The organism is Methylobacterium sp. NEAU K, assembly GCF_030700285.1.
In the GTDB taxonomy this organism is placed as follows: domain Bacteria; phylum Pseudomonadota; class Alphaproteobacteria; order Rhizobiales; family Beijerinckiaceae; genus Methylobacterium.
Genome location: NZ_JAUYZJ010000013.1, coordinates 23,899 through 43,434, shown reverse-complemented (window position 1 = coordinate 43,434; position 19,536 = coordinate 23,899). Strand labels below are relative to the sequence as shown.

At 70.8% G+C, this 19,536-nt stretch carries 19 protein-coding genes; 9 read left to right on the top strand and 10 right to left on the bottom strand.

All coding sequences use genetic code 11. The features are described 5' to 3' along the window. Positions 1-75 precede the first annotated feature (75 nt). Positions 76-888, top strand: a complete 813-nt coding sequence (locus Q8W67_RS12700; RefSeq protein WP_305545925.1) for a Crp/Fnr family transcriptional regulator — start codon at positions 76-78, stop codon at positions 886-888. A gap of 19 nt (positions 889-907) precedes the next feature. Here Q8W67_RS12700 and Q8W67_RS12695 read toward each other — a convergent pair whose 3' ends face one another. Genes Q8W67_RS12695 through Q8W67_RS12680 form a run of 4 tightly spaced genes read right to left on the bottom strand, consistent with a single transcriptional unit; the run spans position 908 to position 4,168 of the window. After that, positions 908-1,681, bottom strand: a complete 774-nt coding sequence (locus tag Q8W67_RS12695; RefSeq protein ID WP_305545921.1) for an ABC transporter ATP-binding protein — start codon at positions 1,679-1,681, stop codon at positions 908-910. Beyond that, complete coding sequence (locus tag Q8W67_RS12690) at positions 1,681-2,697, bottom strand: iron ABC transporter permease (RefSeq protein ID WP_305546087.1); 1,017 nt, start codon at positions 2,695-2,697, stop codon at positions 1,681-1,683. The genes Q8W67_RS12695 and Q8W67_RS12690 overlap by 1 nt, the downstream gene beginning before the upstream one ends. Positions 2,698-2,732: 35 nt before the next feature. Beyond that, entirely contained in the window at positions 2,733-3,785 is a 1,053-nt protein-coding gene (locus tag Q8W67_RS12685) for an ABC transporter substrate-binding protein (RefSeq protein WP_305545918.1), read from the bottom strand. Beyond that, the gene (locus Q8W67_RS12680; protein ID WP_305545916.1) at positions 3,785-4,168 is read right to left on the bottom strand and encodes a VOC family protein; all 384 of its coding nucleotides are present in this window, start codon (positions 4,166-4,168) and stop codon (positions 3,785-3,787) included. Before Q8W67_RS12680 ends, Q8W67_RS12685 begins: the two co-directional genes overlap by 1 nt. 207 nt (positions 4,169-4,375) lie before the next feature. Here Q8W67_RS12680 and Q8W67_RS12675 point away from each other — a divergent pair, with 207 nt between their 5' ends. Both Q8W67_RS12675 and fabI read left to right on the top strand, forming a co-directional pair. Continuing rightward, a complete protein-coding gene (locus Q8W67_RS12675; RefSeq protein WP_305545914.1) occupies positions 4,376-5,290 on the top strand; it encodes a J domain-containing protein in 915 nt (304 codons plus the stop codon). A gap of 85 nt (positions 5,291-5,375) precedes the next feature. After that, positions 5,376-6,200: an enoyl-ACP reductase FabI gene (gene fabI / locus Q8W67_RS12670; protein WP_305545912.1), complete on the top strand. Its 825-nt coding sequence runs from the start codon at positions 5,376-5,378 to the stop codon at positions 6,198-6,200. A gap of 108 nt (positions 6,201-6,308) precedes the next feature. Here fabI and Q8W67_RS26835 read toward each other — a convergent pair whose 3' ends face one another. From Q8W67_RS26835 to Q8W67_RS12660, 3 genes are read right to left on the bottom strand one after another with little or no spacing between them, the layout of a single operon-like run. Beyond that, on the bottom strand, positions 6,309-6,470 hold the full coding sequence (locus Q8W67_RS26835; protein WP_370693870.1) for a hypothetical protein: 162 nt from the start codon (positions 6,468-6,470) through the stop codon (positions 6,309-6,311). Positions 6,471-6,503: 33 nt separating this feature from the next. Beyond that, on the bottom strand, positions 6,504-6,659 hold the full coding sequence (locus Q8W67_RS26830; RefSeq protein ID WP_370693869.1) for a hypothetical protein: 156 nt from the start codon (positions 6,657-6,659) through the stop codon (positions 6,504-6,506). A 16-nt stretch (positions 6,660-6,675) separates the two neighbouring features. Then, complete coding sequence (locus Q8W67_RS12660) at positions 6,676-7,656, bottom strand: polyphosphate kinase 2 family protein (protein WP_305545910.1); 981 nt, start codon at positions 7,654-7,656, stop codon at positions 6,676-6,678. 98 nt (positions 7,657-7,754) lie between these two features. Here Q8W67_RS12660 and Q8W67_RS12655 point away from each other — a divergent pair, with 98 nt between their 5' ends. The 4 genes from Q8W67_RS12655 (at position 7,755) to Q8W67_RS12640 (ending at position 14,191) form a co-directional block, all read left to right on the top strand. After that, positions 7,755-8,342, top strand: coding sequence for a histidine phosphatase family protein (locus Q8W67_RS12655; protein WP_305545908.1), 588 nt, complete (start codon positions 7,755-7,757; stop codon positions 8,340-8,342). A 129-nt stretch (positions 8,343-8,471) separates the two neighbouring features. Continuing rightward, positions 8,472-12,542 carry a Pls/PosA family non-ribosomal peptide synthetase gene (locus tag Q8W67_RS12650; protein ID WP_305545906.1) on the top strand — a complete coding sequence of 1,357 codons (4,071 nt, stop codon included), beginning with the start codon at positions 8,472-8,474 and terminating at the stop codon, positions 12,540-12,542. Positions 12,543-12,769: 227 nt separating this feature from the next. After that, positions 12,770-13,924, top strand: a complete 1,155-nt coding sequence (locus tag Q8W67_RS12645; RefSeq protein ID WP_305545904.1) for a diguanylate cyclase — start codon at positions 12,770-12,772, stop codon at positions 13,922-13,924. A gap of 60 nt (positions 13,925-13,984) precedes the next feature. Next, complete coding sequence (locus tag Q8W67_RS12640; protein WP_305545902.1) at positions 13,985-14,191, top strand: SlyX family protein; 207 nt, start codon at positions 13,985-13,987, stop codon at positions 14,189-14,191. Positions 14,192-14,238: 47 nt separating this feature from the next. Here the strand turns inward: Q8W67_RS12640 and Q8W67_RS12635 are convergent, their stop codons facing one another. Further along, positions 14,239-15,672, bottom strand: a complete 1,434-nt coding sequence (locus Q8W67_RS12635) for an NAD-dependent succinate-semialdehyde dehydrogenase (RefSeq protein ID WP_305545900.1) — start codon at positions 15,670-15,672, stop codon at positions 14,239-14,241. A gap of 101 nt (positions 15,673-15,773) precedes the next feature. Then, positions 15,774-16,565, bottom strand: coding sequence for a class II glutamine amidotransferase (locus tag Q8W67_RS12630; RefSeq protein WP_305545898.1), 792 nt, complete (start codon positions 16,563-16,565; stop codon positions 15,774-15,776). Positions 16,566-16,890: 325 nt separating this feature from the next. Here Q8W67_RS12630 and Q8W67_RS12625 point away from each other — a divergent pair, with 325 nt between their 5' ends. Further along, complete coding sequence (locus tag Q8W67_RS12625) at positions 16,891-17,283, top strand: response regulator (protein ID WP_305545896.1); 393 nt, start codon at positions 16,891-16,893, stop codon at positions 17,281-17,283. 514 nt (positions 17,284-17,797) lie between these two features. Here the strand turns inward: Q8W67_RS12625 and rpsU are convergent. Continuing rightward, complete coding sequence (rpsU, locus tag Q8W67_RS12620; protein WP_305545894.1) at positions 17,798-18,133, bottom strand: 30S ribosomal protein S21; 336 nt, start codon at positions 18,131-18,133, stop codon at positions 17,798-17,800. Positions 18,134-18,410: 277 nt separating this feature from the next. Here rpsU and Q8W67_RS12615 point away from each other — a divergent pair, with 277 nt between their 5' ends. Continuing rightward, positions 18,411-19,457 (top strand): low specificity L-threonine aldolase, encoded by a 1,047-nt coding sequence (locus Q8W67_RS12615; RefSeq protein ID WP_305545892.1) that lies wholly within the window; start codon positions 18,411-18,413, stop codon positions 19,455-19,457. The last annotated feature ends 79 nt before the right edge of the window (positions 19,458-19,536 follow it).

Here is a 19,536-nt window from a genome sequence, read left to right as displayed (position 1 = left end):
GTCCGTGCCAGCCTTGACGGGCCGCCCAACGAGGATCCTGTCGGGAGCCTCTAATCCCAAGATCCTCCGCCTCCGATGCCTCCTGACAGTGCCGCCGCCCGCACGGGCAACCTGCTTCTCGATGCGCTTCGAGAATCGGACCGCGCGTTGATCGCGCCCCATCTCGAGCCGGTCTCCTACGCCAAGGGCGACACCGTGTTCGAGGCCGGGGCGCAGGTGACGCACATCACCTTCCCCTGCGACTACGCCGTGGTGGCCCTGCTGATCCCCACCCGGGACGGGCGCTGCGCCGAGACCGCTACCATCGGTCACGAGGGCGCGGTCGGCGGCATCGTGAGCCAGGGCCACGTGCCGGCCTCGACCCAGGCGGTGGTGCAGCTCGGCGGGCCGATGCTGCGTCTCGAGGCGGGGAGGCTGCAGGAAGCCAAGCGCCGCTCCACCGACCTGCGCAACCTGTTCGCGCGCTATTCCGATTGCCTGCTCGCCCAGGTGCTCCAGGCCGCGGCCTGCAACGCCCTGCATCCCATCGAGCAGCGCTGCCTGCGCTGGCTCCTGACCCTCCAGGATCGGATCGGCGGTGACACGCTGCCGATCACCCACGAGCTTCTGGCCTCGATGCTCGGCGTCCAGCGGACCTACCTGACCCGCATCCTGCGCGCCCTTCAGGAACAGGGCTTCATCCGGGTCGGGCGGGGGCGCATCACCGTCCTCGACCGGCGGTCGATGGCGGCCGCCGCCTGCGAGTGCCATGGTCGAGTGAAGGCGCATTACGAGACCGTGCTCGGCGCGGTCTACACCGACGACGGCCTCGACCGGATCGAACCGCCCGCCGATGTGGGCCGGGACGTGGAGTCGGCCGTGACCCTGTGCGGAAGCGCGCGGGGCTGAGCCGATCCGGCCCGCTCGCTCAGTCGAGCACTGGTGCACAGACCGGCGCGGCGACGCCCGGCACCGGCGCCACCACGACCTCGACCCCGTAGATCAGGCGCAGGAGCGCCGGCGTGACCGTCTCCGCGGGCGGCCCGCAGGCGGCGAGGCCTCCGTCGTGAAGGGCCAGGACCCGGTCGGCGCAGAGCAGCGCATGACCGGGGTCGTGGGTCGAGAGCATCACGGCGATCCCGGCCTGCGCCAAGCGGCGCACCTGTGTCAGCACGCGGGCCTGATTGCCGAAATCAAGGCTCGCGGTGGGCTCGTCCATCATCAGCAGCCGCGGCTCGCCGCTGAGCGCCCGGGCGATCAGCACCAGCTGACGCTCGCCGCCGCTGATCTCCGTGTAGGTCGTCTCCGACAGGTGCTGGATGCCGAGGGTGGCCAGCGCCCGTTGGGCTGCCGCTTCGTCCGAAGGCCCGGGGGTAGAGAACGGCCCGAGCCGGCTCGCCCGGCCCATAACCACTACCTCCCGCACCGTGAACGGGAAGAAGGCGGCGTGGGCCTGCGGCACGTAGGCGATCCTGCGCGCGACCTCTGTGCGGGACAGCCGGAAAAGGTCCGCGCCGTCGAGACTGACGCGCCCGCCCCGGGGCGGCAGCAGGCCGAGCAGCGTCTTGAACAGGGTGGTCTTGCCGCCGCCGTTCGGGCCGAGCAGGCACAGCACCTCGCCCGCCTCGAGGCCGAACGACACGCCCGTGCCAACCGTCCGCGCCCCGTACCCAAACGCGAGATCCCGGACCCGCAGCAGCATCAGGCGCGTCCCCGGCGCCCGGCGGCCAGCAGCCACAGGAAGAACGGCGCACCGACTAGGGCCGTGAGGATGCCGAGCGGCACCTCGATCGTCCCGGCGGTCCGGGCGATCAGGTCCACGGCGAGCAGATAGCCTGCCCCCAGGGCCAGCGAGGCCGGCAGCAGCCGGCGATAATCCGGCCCGACCAGCAGGCGGGCGATGTGCGGGACGATCAGGCCGATCCAGCCGATCACCCCTGTCATCGAGACGGCGGCCGCCGTCACCAGCGTCGCCCCGGCGATCAATACGGGGCGCAGCAGCCGCGTCTCGACGCCCAGCGCGCGCGCCTCCTCGTCGCCGAGGCTCATGAGGTTCATGCGCCAGCGCAGCAGCACCAGCGGCGCCAGGCCGACGAGCATTGCCGGCAGGACCGCGGCCACGTCGCCGAGGGTGACCGACGACAGGCTGCCGAGCAGCCAGAACGTGATCGCCGGCAGCTGGTTGTAGGGGTCGGCGAGCACCTTCAGGAGCGAGATGCCCGCGCCGAGAGCCGCTCCGACCGCGACGCCCGCCAGAACCAGGGTGAGGACCGGGTCGTGGCGCCGCACTGCGAGCCCGACGCCGTACACCGCCGCCACCGCGCCGAGGCCGCCCGCGAAGGCGAGCCCCTGGATCGCCGCCACGGGCAGGCCGAGATAGATCCCCAGCACCGCCCCGAGCCCGGCCCCGGCCGAGACGCCGAGGATGTCCGGCGAGACCAGCGGGTTGCGGAACAGGCCCTGGTAGGTCGCCCCTGCCGCCGACAGCGCCGCCCCGACCGTCAGGGCGGCGACGACCCGGGGCAGGCGGACCTGCATCACCACGGTCTCGGCCGCTGCCGGCGCCCGCGACGGCAGGCCGAGCAGCCGGTGCCCGAGAACGCCGGCGAGGTCGGTGAGCGGGACCGGGTACTTGCCGACGGCGAGCCCGAGCAGGGCCAGCGCCAGGAGCGCGAAGCCGGAGAGGATCGCCGTCGGGATCCCGAAGCCCCGGCGCATCGGGGCCGGGGCCGCAACGGCCGCCGGGCTCCGGCTCACCGGGCCGGGCCCGGCGACGCCGGGGCGAGGACAGCCTCGGCCGAAGCGGCATCGAGTTCGACGTGGTAGAAGCGGCTATAGAATCCGCGCACCACCTCCGGCATCGGCTCCGGGAACAGGTCCGGATGGAGCAGCCCCGCGAGCCAGCGCAGGCCGATCAGCCGGTTGACCCCGGGCGGCGCGTCGAACCACGGGAACGGCCGCAGCGGCGCCACGTAGACCCGGCCGGAGCGTACCGCCTTCACGTCCTTCCAGAGCGGGTCGCTGCGCAGGTTCGCCGCCCAGGCCGGATCGAGCGTGACGATCACGTCCGGGTTCCAGCCCAGCACCTGCTCCGGGGAGACGGCGCCGAGCCGCCCGCCGCCGTCCTGCGCGACGTTGCGGCCCCCGGCCGCCTCCAGCAGTTCGGTGTTGATCGAGCCGGCGAAGCCCGTCTCAAGACCGCGCGGCCCCCGCGCGTAGTAGACGCGCGGCCGCTTCTCCCCGGGAACCGATCCGACCGCCTTCGAGACCGCCGCGGTCAGGTCCTGCGCGTAGGCCGCCAGGGCGTCCGCATCGGCCTGCCGGCCCAGGGCGGCGCCGAGCTGCCGATAGGTCTCGGGTGTCCTGGCGAAGCTGCCGTCGAGCAGGATGTAGGGGATGCCGGTCTGCGCCTGGACCCGGTCGGCGAGCGACGCGTAAGTCGGCCCGAGGCTGCCGGAATCGACGATCAGGTCGGGCTTGGCGGCGAGCACGGCCTCGACATTGGCGGTGCCGCCGCGCCCGGTTAGCCGCCCGTAGACCGGGAGGGTCCGGGCACGGGTTTCGAGATAGGGCAGGGCCTCGGGTCCGGGGGCGCTCACCCAGCCGGTCATCATGTCGGGGGCGAGGGTGTAGAGCAGCACCGAACCCGGCGGCCCGGCGGCCAGCACGCGCTCGACCCGGTCGGGGATCTCGACGGTGCGGCCGGCCGCATCAGTGAACGGGCGGCCCGCGGCCCCGTTCGCCAGGGCGAGGAACAGCAGCAGCGCCACCCCGAGCGGATCGCCGCGTCCGAAAAAGGGACCCATCAGACGGGCCGCCGCTCCAGGATCTCGATCAGGGCGCCGTCCGGCCCCTCCACGAAGGCGATCCGGAGGCCGGGCCCGCGCTCGGTGATGCCGGCCTTCACCGGCACGCCCCGGGCGGCCAGATCGGCCAGCGCCGCCTCGATGTCGGCGACGCGAAGGCCGATATGCTCGATGCCGAGGCAGGGCGTGGCTGCGGCGGCCGCGATCCCTGCGGGCGCCTGCTCGATGAACACGCTGAGGCCGCCGAGGTCGAGCACCACGCGCTGCACCGGATCGGTACCGACGCGCTTCACCTCCCGCGCCCCGAAGGCCGCGACGTAGAACGCCGCGGCCTTCACGGCGTCGCGGCTGCGCAGATGAACGTGGTCGCAGGCATAGTGCATCGCTAGTCCCGGCTCTTCTCGGTTCGCCCTGGACGTGCATGCGGCCGGGGCGCGTCGCCAGGTTATGCGCTCCGGCGCCCCGCGGCGAGTTCCGCCGCTTGACGCAGGGCTCGATCCCGCAGACTTTTGCCGCCGCGAGCGTTGCAGGGATGCAACATCCTTCCCACATCCGGGTGGATACCCCACACCGCACAGCCCAAGAGACCGATGCGCAATCCCTACGACGTGCTGGGCGTGGCCAAGGGGGCGAGCGAGGCCGATATCAAGAAGGCCTATCGCAAGCTCGCCAAGGACTTCCACCCCGACCGCAACAAGAACGACGTGAAGGCCAAGGACCGCTTCGCCGAGGCGAACTCGGCCTATGAGATCCTGGGCGATGCCGAGAAGCGCAAGCAGTTCGACCGCGGCGAGATCGACGCTGACGGCAGGCCGCGCGCCACCGGCTTCGAGGGATTCGGCGGCGGACGGTCGGCCGGTTTCGACTTCGAGAACATGGCCCGCGCCCGTCAGGGCGGCATGGGCGGCGGCGGCATGGGCGAGGACATCTTCTCGCACATCTTCGGCGAGGCGTTCCGCGCCGGCGGTGCCGGGCCCGGCGCGCAGCGGCAGCCGGCCAAGGGCGAGGATGTCGCGGCCGAGCTGTCGGTGAGCCTGGAGCAGGTCGCCAGCGAGGAGAAGCTCCGCCTCGCTCTCCCGACCGGACGGGAAGTCGACGTCATGATCCCCCGGGGCGTCGTCGACGGCCAGACGATCCGGCTCCGCGGCCTTGGCCAGAGCGCTGGTCCGCGCGGCGAGCCCGGGGACGCATTGCTGACCATCCGAATCCGGCCGCATCCCCGCTTCACCGTCGAGGGGGCCGACCTGCGCACCAGCGTCGAGGTGCCCCTGGAGGATGCCGTTCTGGGCGGCACGATCCGGGTGCCGACGCTGACCGGTGCGGTCGAGATGAAGATGCCGCCGATGACGAGTTCCGGTCGAACCTTCCGCTTGCGCGGAAAGGGGCTGCCCCGGAAGGACGGCACGCGCGGGGACCTCCTCGCCACCACGGCGATCATCCTGCCAGAGGGTGAGGATGCGGCGCTGATCGAGTTCGCCCGGGGCCGGCGCGCCAAGGCCGCATAGTCCGGCCGGACTTCCGTCGCCGGGCCGGCTCCGGTAAGGAGGCGCCCCGGCGCTGCAAGGTGCCGAGAGGTTTCCAGGATCGATCATGGCGGAACACGGGCAGGGTCTTCTGGCGGGCAAGCGGGGCATCGTCCTCGGGGTCGCCAACAACCGCTCGATCGCCTGGGGCATCGCCCGAAGCGCCCGCGCGCACGGGGCGGAACTCGCCTTCACCTACCAGGGCGACGCCCTGCGCAAGCGGGTCGAGCCGCTGGCCAAGGAACTCGACGCCCACGTCATCGGTCATTGCGACGTGACCGAGGCGGCCACGATCGACGCCGTGTTCGAGGAGGCCGCGCGGGTCTTCCCCGAAGGCATCGACTTCGTCGTCCACTGCATCGCCTTCTCGGACAAGGACGAGCTGACCGGCCGCTACATCGAGACCTCGGAGGACAACTTCACCAAGTCGCTCCTGGTCTCGTGCTACTCGTTCACCGCGGTGGCCCAGCGCGCCGAGAAGATCATGCGGCCCGGCGGCTCACTGGTGACGCTGACCTATTACGGCGCCGAGAAGTGGATGCCGCACTACAACGTCATGGGCGTGGCCAAGGCGGCGCTCGAGGCGTCGGTGCGCTACCTCGCGGCCGATCTCGGTCCAAAGAACATCCGGGTCAACGCGATCTCGGCCGGCCCGATCAAGACGCTGGCGGCCTCGGGCATCGGCGACTTCCGCTACATCCTGAAGTGGAACGAGTACAACGCGCCCCTGCGCCGGACCGTGACCATCGGCGAGGTCGGGGAGACCGCGGCCTATCTGGTCTCCGACATGGCCGCCGGCATGACCGGCGAGATCCTGCACGTGGATGCCGGCTACCACGTGGTCGGCATGAAGAATCCCGATGCGCCGGACCTGACCCTCGACAAGGACTAGCTCAATCCTCCTCCGCGGCGGCGAAGTCGCCCGAGACTTTCAAGCCCTCGATCCAGATCTCGCCGTCGCGCTTGATCACCAGCCGCGGCCGGACGCCCCCGTGGGACGCTATCCCGGCCGCGAGGAGCTCGGAATGCCGGACGAGCCCGGCATCACATCCACCGCGTAGATGAAGTCCTGGTCGGTGCCGTCGTCGCGCAGGGTGGCGGACAAGCGGATCCGGGCTGGCTCACCCTGCCGCCGCCGCCCGGCCCACAGTGCGGATTCCATCCCGCCCTCTGCGGCGAGGGCGCGCGTGCGTGTTCACCGGGGTGCGGCCTGCAGCATTTCCAGCCCGCGATAGAGGTTGGTCTTGCCCGTGCCGTTGCCGCCGACAAACACGGACAGATCGTCGCCCGGGAAGCCGATCCGCCGGAGCCAGCGGTAGCCCGAAACCGCGATGTCCCGAACGACCAGCATGCCGCGCGTCCTGCATTCAGTCCGGGACCTTCAGGTCGGCGATGCCCTTGGCCGCCTCCGGGAATCGCGGGTCCATCGCCTCCAGCGTATCGGCGACCGTCTTGGCGATCACGTAGTTGCGGAACCACTTGTGGTTGGCCGGAACCACCAGCCACGGGGCATGCGGCGTCGAGCAGTGCGAGAGCGCATCCGCGAAGGCTCGCTGGTAGGAATCCCAGGATTTCCGCTCGACGAGGTCGGCGGGGTCGAATTTCCAGTGCTTTGCCGGATCGGCCAGCCGGGCCTCCAGGCGCTTCTTCTGCTCCGCCCGCGAGATGTGGAGGAAGAACTTGATGATCGTCGTGCCGGATTCCGTGAGCAGCCGCTCGAAGTCGTTGATCAGCCGGTAGCGGCCCTTCCAGACCGCGTCCGGCACGAGGCCCTTCACCCGCACCACCAGCACGTCCTCGTAGTGGCTGCGGTTGAACACCCCGATCATGCCGCGGCCCGGCGTCCGGGCGTGGTAGCGCCACAGGAAGTCGTGATCGAGCTCCTCGCTCGACGGGACCTTGAACGAGGCGACCGTGCAGCCCTGGGGGTTCACGCCCTCGAACACGGCGCGGATCGTGCCGTCCTTGCCCCCGGTATCGATCGCCTGGAAGATGAGCAGCAGGCTGCGCGCACGCTCGGCGTAGAGCCGCTCCTGGAGGGCCACGATGCGCGCGCGCTCCTTGGCCAGCGCGTCCTTCGCCCAGGCCTTGTCGACGCCGCCGACGGCATCGGAGTCGACCGCCGCGAGGTGGAAGCGCGTTCCCGGATCCACCGCTACGATGCCGGGGGCGGCGAGGATCGGCACCATCCGGTGGCTGCCGATTGCCGCGGGGACGGTGCCGGCGATCGTGTCGGCCGCGGCGGTCGAGGGCGCGCCCGCCCGGGCGGTCGCGTTCAGATCGCTCGCGTCTGTCACGCCGCTGTCCGCCGAGTGGCCGGGATGATGCTTGCCGTGCTTCTTGGACATGGGGCAGGACCTGTGCGGGGCGTCGCCGACGAACGCCCAGAACGGTTGGCAACCCTGGCCGTTCCGGGCGCCTGCACAGTGACGGGATAGTGAGACGGTTGGCCACGATCTATTTCATCCGCCACGGCCAGACCGCCTGGAACGCCGAGGGGCGCCTGCAGGGCGGCCGCGACACGGACCTCAATCCACAGGGCGAGGCACAGGCCGCCGCCGTGGCCGAGCGCCTCGTCGCGCTCGCGGGCCCGGGCATCGCGGAGGCAGACTTCGTAGCGAGCCCGCTCAAGCGCACCCGGCGCACCATGGAGATCCTGCGGGCGACGATCGGCTTGCCGCCCGAGGATTATCGCACCGACCCGCGGCTGCGGGAGATCGGCTTCGGCAACTGGGAAGGCTCGACCTGGGCCGAGATCCGTCGCCGCGACCCGGCGGGCGCCGCTGCACGAGACCGCGAGCGCTGGCACCACCGTCCGCCCGGTCTCGGCGGCGAGAGCTACGCCGCCCTGGTCGAGCGGGTCGGTCCGGTGCTCGCCGACCTGACTCGGAATGCCGTGGTCGTCGCCCATGGCGGCGTCGCCCGGGCGGCGCTCGTGGCGCTTGGCCATCTCGACATCTACGCCGCGCCCCGCCTCGGCATCCGCCAGGGCGAGGTGCTGGTGGTGGAGCCGGGCGGCTGGCGCTGGGCTTGATCCTGTGCGCCGGCACAGTGCAAAGCCGCCTCGATAACGGCATGATCGACTGGCTAAAGGGCGGTCGCCACGGTATGCGCCGGCCCGAGCGGCCGGCACCGGCCTGAGCGGCCGGCAGCGGAGCAGCGGATGAGCGACGTCGCCGAGAAGACCCGGCCCGGACCGGCTGCCGGGGAGCGCGAGCGTCCCGGGGAAGGGGCGGCCGTGCTGCGCGGCGAGCAGCGTCCCGATCTGATCCGCAACGAGGTCCTGGCCGAGATCTTCCTGGACTCGGCGCGCTCAAGGCCCGAGCATCCCTGCCTCATCGACGGCGCGCGTGTCGCCGCGGGAGGCGTGCACCCGCACCTGACCTACGCCGAGGTCGCCGCCCGCGCAGGTCGGATCGCGGCCGGGCTCGCCCATCGCGGCATCGGCCCCGGGGATGTCGTCGGCCTGTGGATGGCCCGCGGCCCGGATCTCCTGGTGGCGCAGATCGGCATCACCCTGTCGGGGGCCGCCTGGCTTCCCTTCGACGCCGAGGCGCCGGCCGACCGGGTCGGAGTCTGCCTCACGGATGCCGCCGCCAAGGCGCTGCTGGTCTCGCCGGCGCTGGCGACCTCCGCGCCCGCCGCGGCGCCGGCCCTGACCCCCGCGGACCTCGATGCCTCGACGCCCAGAGAGGTGCCGGTGCCCGATCCGCGCGCGGCCGGCCTGACGCCGGAACACCCCGCCTACCTGATCTACACCTCGGGCTCGACCGGCGTGCCCAAGGGCATCGTCATCAGCCACGCCAACATCTGCCACTTCCTGCGGTCGGGGAACGCGCTCTACGGCATGCGCGCCGACGATGTCGTGTTCCAGGGCGCGTCGGTCGCCTTCGATCTCTCGATGGAGGAGATCTGGGTCCCGTATCTCGTCGGCGCGAGCCTGTTCGTGGCGAGCCCGGCCATGATGGGCGACGTCGAGGCGCTGCCGGGCATCCTGGAGGCGGAGCGGATCACGGTGCTCGACACCGTGCCGACCCTGCTGTCGATGATCGCCGGCGACCTTCCAACGGTGCGCCTCGTCCTGCTCGGCGGCGAGGCGCTGCCCGAGCCGCTGGTCGCCCGCTGGGCGACCGGCACGCGCCAGCTGTTCAACACCTACGGGCCGACCGAGGCCACCGTGGTGGCCACCGCCGCCGAGATGCGGCCCGGCGAGCCGGTGACCATCGGCGGCCCGATCCCGAACTACACGGTCTACGTCGCCGGGGAGGATCTGACCCTCCTCGGCCGGGACCAGCAGGGGGAGTTGCTGATCGGCGGCCCCGGCGTGGCGCGCGGCTACCTCGCGCGCCCCGAGCTGACCGCCGAGAAGTTCATCACCAACCCGTTCGCCTCGGACGGGATCGACCCGGTCCTGTACCGCTCGGGCGACGCGGTCTCGCTGGACGCTGCCGGACGGATCGTGTTCCACGGCCGCATCGACGATCAGGTCAAGATCCGCGGCTTCCGGGTGGAACTCGGCGAGATCGAGGCGCGGATCCGGAGCCTGCCCGACATCAACCAGGCCGCGGTGGTGCTGCGGCAGGCCGACGGCGTCGACCGGCTCGTTGCCTTCCTGATCCCGGAGCGCGGCCGGCCGGTGGATACCGCCGCCCTGCGCCGGACATTGGCCGGGCAGTTGCCGCCCTACATGGTCCCCGGCCATTTCGAGGTGGCCGAGACGCTGCCGCGCCTGACCTCCGGCAAGGTCGACCGCAAGGCGCTCAAGGTGGCTCCCCTCACGGTCGTCTCGGCCGACGGCGAGCAGGAGCCGCCTGCCAACGAGACCGAGGCGGCCCTCGTGGCCGCCGCCAAGCAGGTGTTCGGCAACCAGCCGATCCCGCTGGAGGGCGACTTCTTCGCCGATCTCGGCGGCCACTCGCTGCTGGCAGCCCGCTTCGTCTCGGCGGTGCGCGAGGCCCCGGCGCTCGCCGGCATCACCCTGCCGGACGTCTACGCCCTGCGCACCATGCGGGCGATGGCCGACGCGCTGATCGCCCGCACCGGCGGCATGGGTGCAGTCGCCTCCGTCCGCGACCTCAGCTTCGCGCCGCCGCCGCTGTTGCGCCGGGCCCTGTGCGGCCTCGCGCAGCTCGTCGCGCTGCCCTTCGTGATCGCACTGGCGACCGCGCAGTGGCTCGGCATGTTCGTGACGTACCTGCTGCTCACCGGCGGCTCGCTGAGCTTCTTCGGCGAACTCGGCGTGCTCCTGCTGGTCTACGTGGCGATCAATGCCGTGACGGCGGTCCTGGCGGTGGCCGGCAAGTGGCTGATCCTCGGCAAGACCGCGCCCGGCCGCTACCCGCTCTGGGGGGTATACTATTACCGCTGGTGGCTGGTGCAGCGCCTGGCGCCTCTGGTCCATGTGAAATGGCTGCAGGGCTCGCCGGCGATCTCGGTCTATCTGCGGCTGATGGGGGCCAAGGTCGGCCGCGACGCGCTGATCTCGGACATCGAGATCGGCGCTCCCGACCTGCTGACCATCGGCGACGGCGCCTCGCTCGGCGGCCGCCTCGTCATCGCCAACGCCGAGATCGTCGGCAACGAGCTGGTGATCGGCTCGGTCGAGATCGGCGCGGACGCGGCGATCGGGACCTCCTGCGTGCTCAGCCACGATACGGTGATCGGCGCGCAGGCCGAGATCGCCGACCTGACCACCATCCCGGCCGGAACCCGGGTCGGGCCGGCCGAGATCTGGGACGGCTCGCCCGGCCGGAAGGTCGGGATGGCCGACCCGGCCGCGCTGCCGGAGCCCGCCGCGGCCTCGTGGTCGCGCCGCGCCGCCTTCGCGGCCGCCTATGTCGTGCTGCTGGGTGCGATCCCGGCAGTCGGCCTGCTGCCGATCTTCCCGGCCTTCTTCATCTTCGACCAGATCTCGGATTCGCTCTCAAACATCACCGACGTGGACTACCACTGGTACCTGCCGATCCTCACGTGGCCGACCGCCATGCTGATGACCGCCGGCACGGTGCTGCTGATCGCCGGCATCCGCTGGATCGTCCTGCCCCGGACCCGCAGCGGCACCTACTCGGTCCACTCGCTGTTCTACCTGCGCAAATGGTCCCTGGCGCTCGCCGTCGAGGTGACCCTGGAGACCCTCTCCTCGCTGTTCGCCACCGTCTATATGCGCGCCTGGTACCGCCTGATGGGCGCCAATATGGGCCACGGCGCCGAGATCTCGACCAATCTCGCCGGACGCTACGACCTCGCCGAGGTCGGCGCGAAGAACTTCATCGCCGACGAGGTGGTCTACGGCGAGGAGGAGATCCGGCGCGGCTGGATGCATCTTGAGCCCGTGCGCACCGGGGCGCGGGTCTTCGTCGGCAACGATGCCGTGGTCCCGCCCGGTGCGGTCATCCCGGACGACGTGCTCATCGGCATCAAGTCGAAGCCGCCCGCCAACGATGCCATGAGCCCCGGCGAGACCTGGTTCGGTTCGCCGCCGATCCGGCTTCCCGCCCGGCAGAGGGTCGATCTCGGATCGACCGCGCAGACCTACGAGCCGGGCCTGTGGCCGAAGGTCCGGCGCGGCGTGTTCGAGGCGTTCGCGACATCGTTCTCGCCGATGCTCTACATCACCCTCGCCATCACGGTGATCGACTGGTACTTCTATCCGGCGATCCTGGAGAAGGACTGGTCGGGGCTGGCTTTCAGCTTCGTGGCAGCCAGCGTCTGCATCGCGCTGATCCAGTCCGCCTCGGTCATCGCAATGAAGTGGCTCCTGATGGGCGTCTACAAGCCAGGGATGCAGCCGATGTGGTCCTGGTGGGCGATGCGCACCGAGGCGATCGCGGTGGCGTATTGGGGGCTCGCCGGCAAGGTGCTTCTGGAGCATCTCCAGGGCACGCCGTTCCTGCCCTGGGTCCTGCGCCTGTTCGGTGTGAAGGTCGGCAGGGGCGTGTGCATGCTCACCACCGACATCACCGAGTTCGACTGCGTCACGATCGGCGACTACGCCACGATCAACCGCGTCTCGGCGCTACAGACCCACCTCTATGAGGACCGGATCATGAAGATCGGTCGCGTGACCGTCGGGCGGGGCGTGTCGGTGGGTGCCTTCTCGACCGTCCTGTACGACACCAAGGTCGGCGACTACGCCCGGTTGCGCCCGCTCACCATCGTGATGAAGGGCGAGTCGATCCCCGCCAACACCGAATGGGAGGGCGCTCCGGCCGTCCCGGTGATCCACGCCGCCTGATCGCGCCCCTGTCCCTGCCGCTCCGGAACGCGCCTTGCCGACGCCGGTGGCGCGTTGCGCGGTCTCGATCCGAGCTTGCAATCGCGGGATGAGCGAATCGCCGACTCATGAAACCGAGGGGTGGCATTTTTATCTCGATGTTTCGCAATGCGCTCCCGGCCGCGCCGACCAGGGAGATTGTGCGGGCCGATCGTGCTATCGTTGAGGTTGGATACTGATCGTCGGCCGTGCACCTTGACCCAGTCACCCTGCTGATCGTCAATGCCGTGACGACCTTCCTGGTCGGTGCGCTGTTCCTGCTGTCGTGGCGGCAAGCCCCCGGCTCGCGTGCGCTCGCGCTCTGGGGCATGGCCCATATCCTGGGCGCTGTCGGCTCCGGCGTCCTCGCCCTGCGCGGCCAGATCCCCGACCTGCTGTCGATCGGAGCCGCCAACGCGGGGATCCTCGCCGCCTACGGATTGATCTGGAGTGGCGTACGGTCGTTCGAGCGCCGCCCCCCACGGCGCGGCTGGGCGCTGGCCGGCGCGGCGCTCTGGTGCCTGCTGTGCCTGATCCCGGCATTCTACGGATCGATCGAGCTTCGGATCATCTACGCGTCCGCGGTTGCGAGCCTGTATTGCGGCGGTGCGACTTTGGAAGTCTGGCGCGGTCGCGGGGAGCGGCTCGCCTCGCGCATCGCGGCAGCGACCGTACTGGGGCTACACGGCGCCTTCTACCTGGCCCGCATCCCCTCGACCCTGCTGGCGCCGCCGCGGGTCGATATCAGTCCGCTCGCCACGCCCTGGGTGGCGATCCTGTGCTTCGCCACCATGCTGTTCTCGATCGCCTCGGCCTTCACCTTCATGGCGCTCGTCAAGGAGCGGGCCGAGCGCGAGCAGCGCATCGCCGCCTCGACGGACCCGCTGACGGGCGTTCCCAACCGGCGCGCCTTCGCGACGGCCGCCGAGACCGCGCTGGCGGGTAATCGCCACGCGGCCCTGCTGCTCTTCGACCTCGACCGCTTCAAGGCCGTCAACGACGTCCATGGCCACGCGGTCGGCGATGCGGTCCTGGTGGGGTTCTGCGCGATGGCCGTCTCCCTGCTGCCCCGGGAGGCGATGCTGGGCCGCCTCGGCGGCGAGGAGTTCGCCTGCCTCCTGCCGGACGTCTCGCCCGCGGAGGCGCTGGGGCGGGCCGAAGAGCTGCGCCGGACCTTCTCGGGCCTGTCCGTGCCCGAACTGCCGGGTCTGCGCGTCAGCGTCAGCATCGGGATCGCGCAGGCGCCGGAGGGGGCCGATTTCGAGACGCTGATGCGGCAGGCCGATGCCGCGCTCTACGCCGCCAAGCATGGGGGCCGCGACCGGGTCGCGGTGGCTCAGATGCCCCGCGCGCACGCCGCCTGAGTCGGCGCAGTCGGAAAACAGCCGCCGATGCGCTATCGCGGGCCGGATTGGAGACCGGCCATGGACGAGCCCACCCGTATCGATCGCCTGGAGATGCGCCTCACCGAGCAGGACGCGACGATCGAGGATCTGAACCGCACCGTGACGGAGCAGTGGCGGGTGATCGACCGGCTCGTGCGCCAGGTCGAGGCGCTACGGGAGCAGGTGGACGAGGCGGCCGCGCGCGCGACCCCACGGGGACCGGAACCGCCGCCGCCGCATTACTGACGGGATCCGCCGGCGCGCCATTGTCTCGACGCGCCGGCGAGCACCCTTCAGAAGTTCGCCTGGGTGACGAACTTGGTCACCAGATAGGCGTCCAGCGCTTCCGCACCGCCCTCGCTGCCGTAGCCAGAATCCTTGACGCCGCCGAAGGGCGTCTCCGGCACGGCGAGGCCGTGGTGGTTGATCGAGATCATCCCGCTTTCGACCGAATTCGAGACCCGGGCCGCCCGCTCCACCGAGCGGGTATAGGCGTAGGCCGCGAGCCCGTAGGGCAGGCGGTTGGCCTCGGTGAGCGCCTCGTCGTCGTCCGAGAACCGGTTGATCATCGCGATCGGGCCGAACGGCTCCTCGTTCATGAGCCGGGCGGTCAGCGGCACCTCGGTGAAGACGGTCGGCTCGAAGAAGTTGCCGCGGTTGCCGATGCGCTTGCCGCCGGTGCGCAGCGTCGCGCCGCTCGACTCGGCGTCGGCGGTGAGCGCTTCCATGGCGTCCAGGCGGCGCCCATGGATCAGCGGTCCCATCTTGGTGTCGGGATCGAGGCCATCGCCGACCTTCGCGCCCTTGGCGAAGCTGGTGAAGCCTTCCACGAAGCGGTCGAACACCGAGTCGTGCACCAGGAAGCGGGTCGGCGAGACGCAGACCTGACCGGCATTGCGGAACTTCGACGGGGCCAGCACGGCGACCGCCTTTTCCACGTCGGCATCGCCGAACACGATCGCCGGGGCGTGGCCGCCGAGTTCCATGGTCGCCCGCTTCATGTGCTCGCCCGCGAGCGCCGCGAGTTTCTTGCCGACCGACGTGGAGCCGGTGAACGAGATCTTCCGGATGACCGGGTGAGGGATCAGGTAGGCCGAGATCGTCGCCGGGTCGCCGTAGACCAGCGACAGCGCGTCGCCCGGGATGCCCGCATCCAGGAACGCCCGTACCAGCGCGGCGCAGCTCGCCGGCGTGTCCTCGGGCCCCTTCAGGATCACCGTGCACCCGGTGCAGAGCGCCGCCGAGATCTTGCGGACCGCCTGGTTGATCGGGAAGTTCCAGGGCGTGAAGCAGGCGACGGGACCCACCGGCTCGCGCAGCACGGCCTGCAGGACCCTGTCGGCGCGGGCCGGGATCACGCGGCCGTAGGCGCGCTTACCCTCCTCGGCGAACCAGTCGATGATGTCGGCGGCCGCCAGGGTCTCGATGCGCGACTCGGCAAGCGGCTTCCCCTGCTCCAGCGTCATGATGCGGGCGATGTCGTCGACCCGGGCGCGCAGCAGTTCGGCGGCCTTGCGCATCAGCTTGCCGCGCTCGAACGGCGCCACCTTCCGCCAGGCCGGGAAGGCGCGAGCCGCGGCCGCCAGCGCCTCGTCGAGATCCGCCGTGGTGGCGACGGCACATTGGCCGATCGTCTCACCCGTGGCGGGGTTCAGGACCGACAGGGTCTCCCGGTCTGCGCCCGCGCGCCAGCGCCCGGCGATATGAAGCTCGGTATCCGGATACATCGGTGGTTTCCCGCCCGGCCGATCGATCGGCCCCGGGCGGAATGTGGCAACACGGCGTGCCTCGGCAATGCCCCTGGCGACATGGCTGGCGCCCCTGTCATTCAGGCGGCGGCGCGGGCGCGCATCGCCTCGGGGCCCTGCACGATCGTCGTGCCGCCGTGTCTCGCGTTCAGGGTGCCGCCCTTCGGGACCACCTGCCAGCCTTCACGGCAACCGTCGATCGGTTCGGAGACCACGACGATCCCGCCCGGTCCCTCGCGGAAATACAGGCTCGGCGGGCGGCCGTCGCAGGCCCAGCGATAGGCCGTCAGGGTCTCGCCGTCGGTGAGCAGCGCGGTGAAGCGCAGCGGCTCGCGGATATCAGCCGCCCGCATCAGGTCGCGGATGGTTTCCAGGGTGCGGGCCATCGCACCGACGGGATCCTGTTCGAGCCCGTTCGCCAGGGCCAGTAGGAAGATCGCCTCGGAATCGGTGCTGCCGCGGCGGTGGTCGTAGAGCGCGTCCGGGATCAGGGCCTCCAGCCGCCGCTTGATACGGTGGTAGCCGCCGATCTGGCCGTTGTGCATGAACAGGTGCCGCCCGTAGACGAACGGGTGGCAGTTCGCCCGGGCGGTGGCGGTGCCGGTCGAGGCGCGCACATGCGCGAAGAAGGTCCGCGCCCGCACCTGACCGCACAGGTTGACGAGGTTCTCGTCCGACCACGCCGGGGAGATGTCGCGATAGACGCCCGGTTCCGGGCGCTCGCCGTACCAGCCGATGCCGAAGCCGTCGCCGTTGGTCTCCGTCTTCCCCTCGTCGGCGTGCAGGGACTGATGCACCAGGGAGTGCGTCGGCGCGCAAATGAGGTCGGAAAGGAAGACCGGCTCACCGCTGTAGGCGAGGAAACGGCACATGTCGGACGTCGATCCTTCAGCTCTGGTCCGCTCGAGATCTCGGCGAGACGGCCGCCTGAGGCGGTGCGGACGTCCGTCGCGAGAGGTTAACAGTCGGTCCACACGGGTGAACAGTTTCTTAACCGGCTTCCAACTGCGCCAATTTCGGGCGCTCCGCTCGAAATTGGCGCTGCCTGATCGCGGGGCAGGCATACGCTCACGCGATCGCACCGGCACTTGTGAGCCGGCTCTTGGCAGGCCAGCATGGCCGAATCGGGGAATCACCGGCACGGCGACGAGGCCGCGACCCGTAAAGGGGTTCCGCAACCGAAATCAGGAGATTTTCATGGATCGCGCACAGCCCGAGTGTCCTGCCCCCGTGGCCCTGGTCGTGGAGGACGATGCTGCGGTGCGCGATCTCGCGACCGCGGTGCTGGAAGAGACGGATCTCGGCGTGATCGCCTGCGACAGCGCCGAAGCCGCCCTCTCGGTGCTGGAGCGGTCCGACGTGATCGTGGCTCTGCTCTTCGCCGACGTGCGCCTGCCCGGTGCGATGGACGGCGTATCCCTCGCCCAGGCGGTGGAGCGGCGCTGGCCGGATGTCCGCGTGGTCGTCACCTCCGGGGCGGGTCGCGACGCGCGCCTGCCCGATCAGGCGGTCTACATGCAGAAGCCCTGGCGGGCGCTCGACGTGCTGGTCCAGGCCGAGCACGCCACGATGGCGTCACGCGCGGCCTGACCGGGGCCGACGGCGCGGGTGGTTTCGACGGAGCCGACCCGCGGGGCTGTCATGGCGTCGGGAGGATAGAGCGACGGGCTTTCCTTCGTGCGCTCCTCGTCCGGGGCGGACCACGATATTCACATCTCGTCGACACTTGAGGGCAACGGGGGCCGCACGCGCGCGTCTCCCGTCTCCCCTCTGCGGGGGAGGGTGGTCTCCGAGGGGGACGGGAGAGCGGCGCCGCGTCCGGACAGCGGGCGACAGGCGTGAAGTCCCGAAGCGTCGTACCACCCCTCTCGCGACCCCGGCGGATGCAGGCAGCCTTCCTCCCCCGCGAAGGGGCGAGGGGCGGCGCATGCCGTCTCGGGACCGGGCGTCCTGTCGAACCGGGCACGAACCGAAACGCGGTTTAGAAGTCCGGCAGCCTGCCGACGTCTCCCGTCGGCAACGGAAAGCCCCCCGGCCAGAGATCTAACGCAAAAAGCCCGGCCGCTCGCGCGGGCCGGGCTTTTCCGTTTCGATGGGAGGCCGCTCAGGCGATGGGCGCCGGGCTGACCGAAGCCTGACCCGCGGGGCTGCCAGCCTGCGGTCCGGCGGCGGACGGCGACGGGAAGCCTGGGCGGCGGCTGCCGGCAGGGAAACGGGGCTTCGGCTTCGGAGCGGCGATCAGGCCCTCGCGGATCGCGGTCTTGCGGGCCTGCTTGCGGGCGCGGCGAACGGCCTCCGCCTTCTCACGGGCCTTGCGCACGGACGGCTTCTCATAAGCCTTGCGCTGTTTCATCTCGCGGAAGATGCCCTCGCGCTGCATCTTCTTCTTGAGGACGCGGAGCGCCTGATCGACGTTGTTGTCGCGAACGAGTACCTGCAACGGACTTGATCCTCTGGACCTGGATTTGGGGCTTGCGCAGCCCGCCGCCGATCTGGAAACCGGCAACGTCCCTCGCCCGGGTGAACCCGGGAGGGACGGGAACGTCGGTTTCCGAATCGGCGTGGAGCCCACGCCTTGGCGCGCCTTCTACACCAAGCGCGAACCAGTTCCAACATCTTCGCGCCATCCATCTTCGGCGCGGTGGCGCGCGCGCCACATCCCGGTTTTCAGCGGCAGCCGATTGCAACGCGATCGGGCGGGGCTCTACCTTGCCCGCATGGGACACGACGACTCGCAGCAGTTCGCCAGCGACAATTATTCCGGCATCTGCCCGGAGGCCTGGGCGGCCATGGAGGCGGCCAATCGCGGCCATGCGCCGGCCTATGGCGAGGATGACTGGACGGTCAGGGCCGCGGATGCGTTCCGCCATCTGTTCGAGACACCCTGCCAGGTGTTCTTCGCCTTCAACGGCACGGCGGCCAACGCGCTGGCGCTGGCCTCGCTCTGCCAGTCCTATCACAGCGTGATCTGCGCCGATTCGGCCCATGTCGAGACCGACGAGTGCGGCGCGCCGGAATTCTTCTCCAACGGCTCCAAGCTGCTGACCGTCCGGACCGAGGGCGGCAAGCTCACGCCGGAGGCGATCCGCGGGCTCGCCGCGAACCGCAGCGACATCCACTTCCCGCGGCCCCGCGTCGTAACGATCACGCAGCCCACGGAGACCGGGCAGGTCTACAGCCTCGCCGAGCTGCGGGCACTGTCGGCGACCTGCCGCGAACTCGGTCTCGCGCTGCACATGGACGGCGCGCGCTTCGCCAATGCCTGCGCGAGCCTCCGGTGCAGCCCCGCCGACATGACCTGGCGGGCCGGGGTCGACGTGCTGTGCTTCGGCGGCACTAAGAACGGCATGCATGCCGGCGAGGCGGTGGTGTTCTTCGATCCCAAGCTCGCTGAGGATTTCGGCTACCGCTGCAAGCAGGCCGGCCAGCTCGCGTCGAAGATGCGCTTCCTCGCCGCCCCCTGGGTCGGCATGCTGGAGAGCGGCGCCTGGCTGAGGAACGGGGCCCACGGCAATGCCTGCGCCCGGCGCTTCGCCGATGCCGTCGCCGGCTTGCCGGGCGTGCGCGCCCTGTTCCCGGTCGAGGCCAACGCCGTCTTCCTGGCGATGCCGGCCGCCACCATGGAGGGGCTGCAGGCGCGGGGCTGGCGGTTCTACACCTTCATCGGCGGCGGGGCGCGCTTCATGTTCGCCTGGGATGCCGAGGCCGAGCGCGTGGACGCGCTGGTTCGCGACCTGCGCGCGCTGTCGGCGGAGGCGGCCTGAGCGGGGCTTCGTGATGTCGCGAGCCTCGTTCCCGTTCACGTGGCCGGGGCCGCATCGGCGGCGGCTGCCGCGAGGGCCA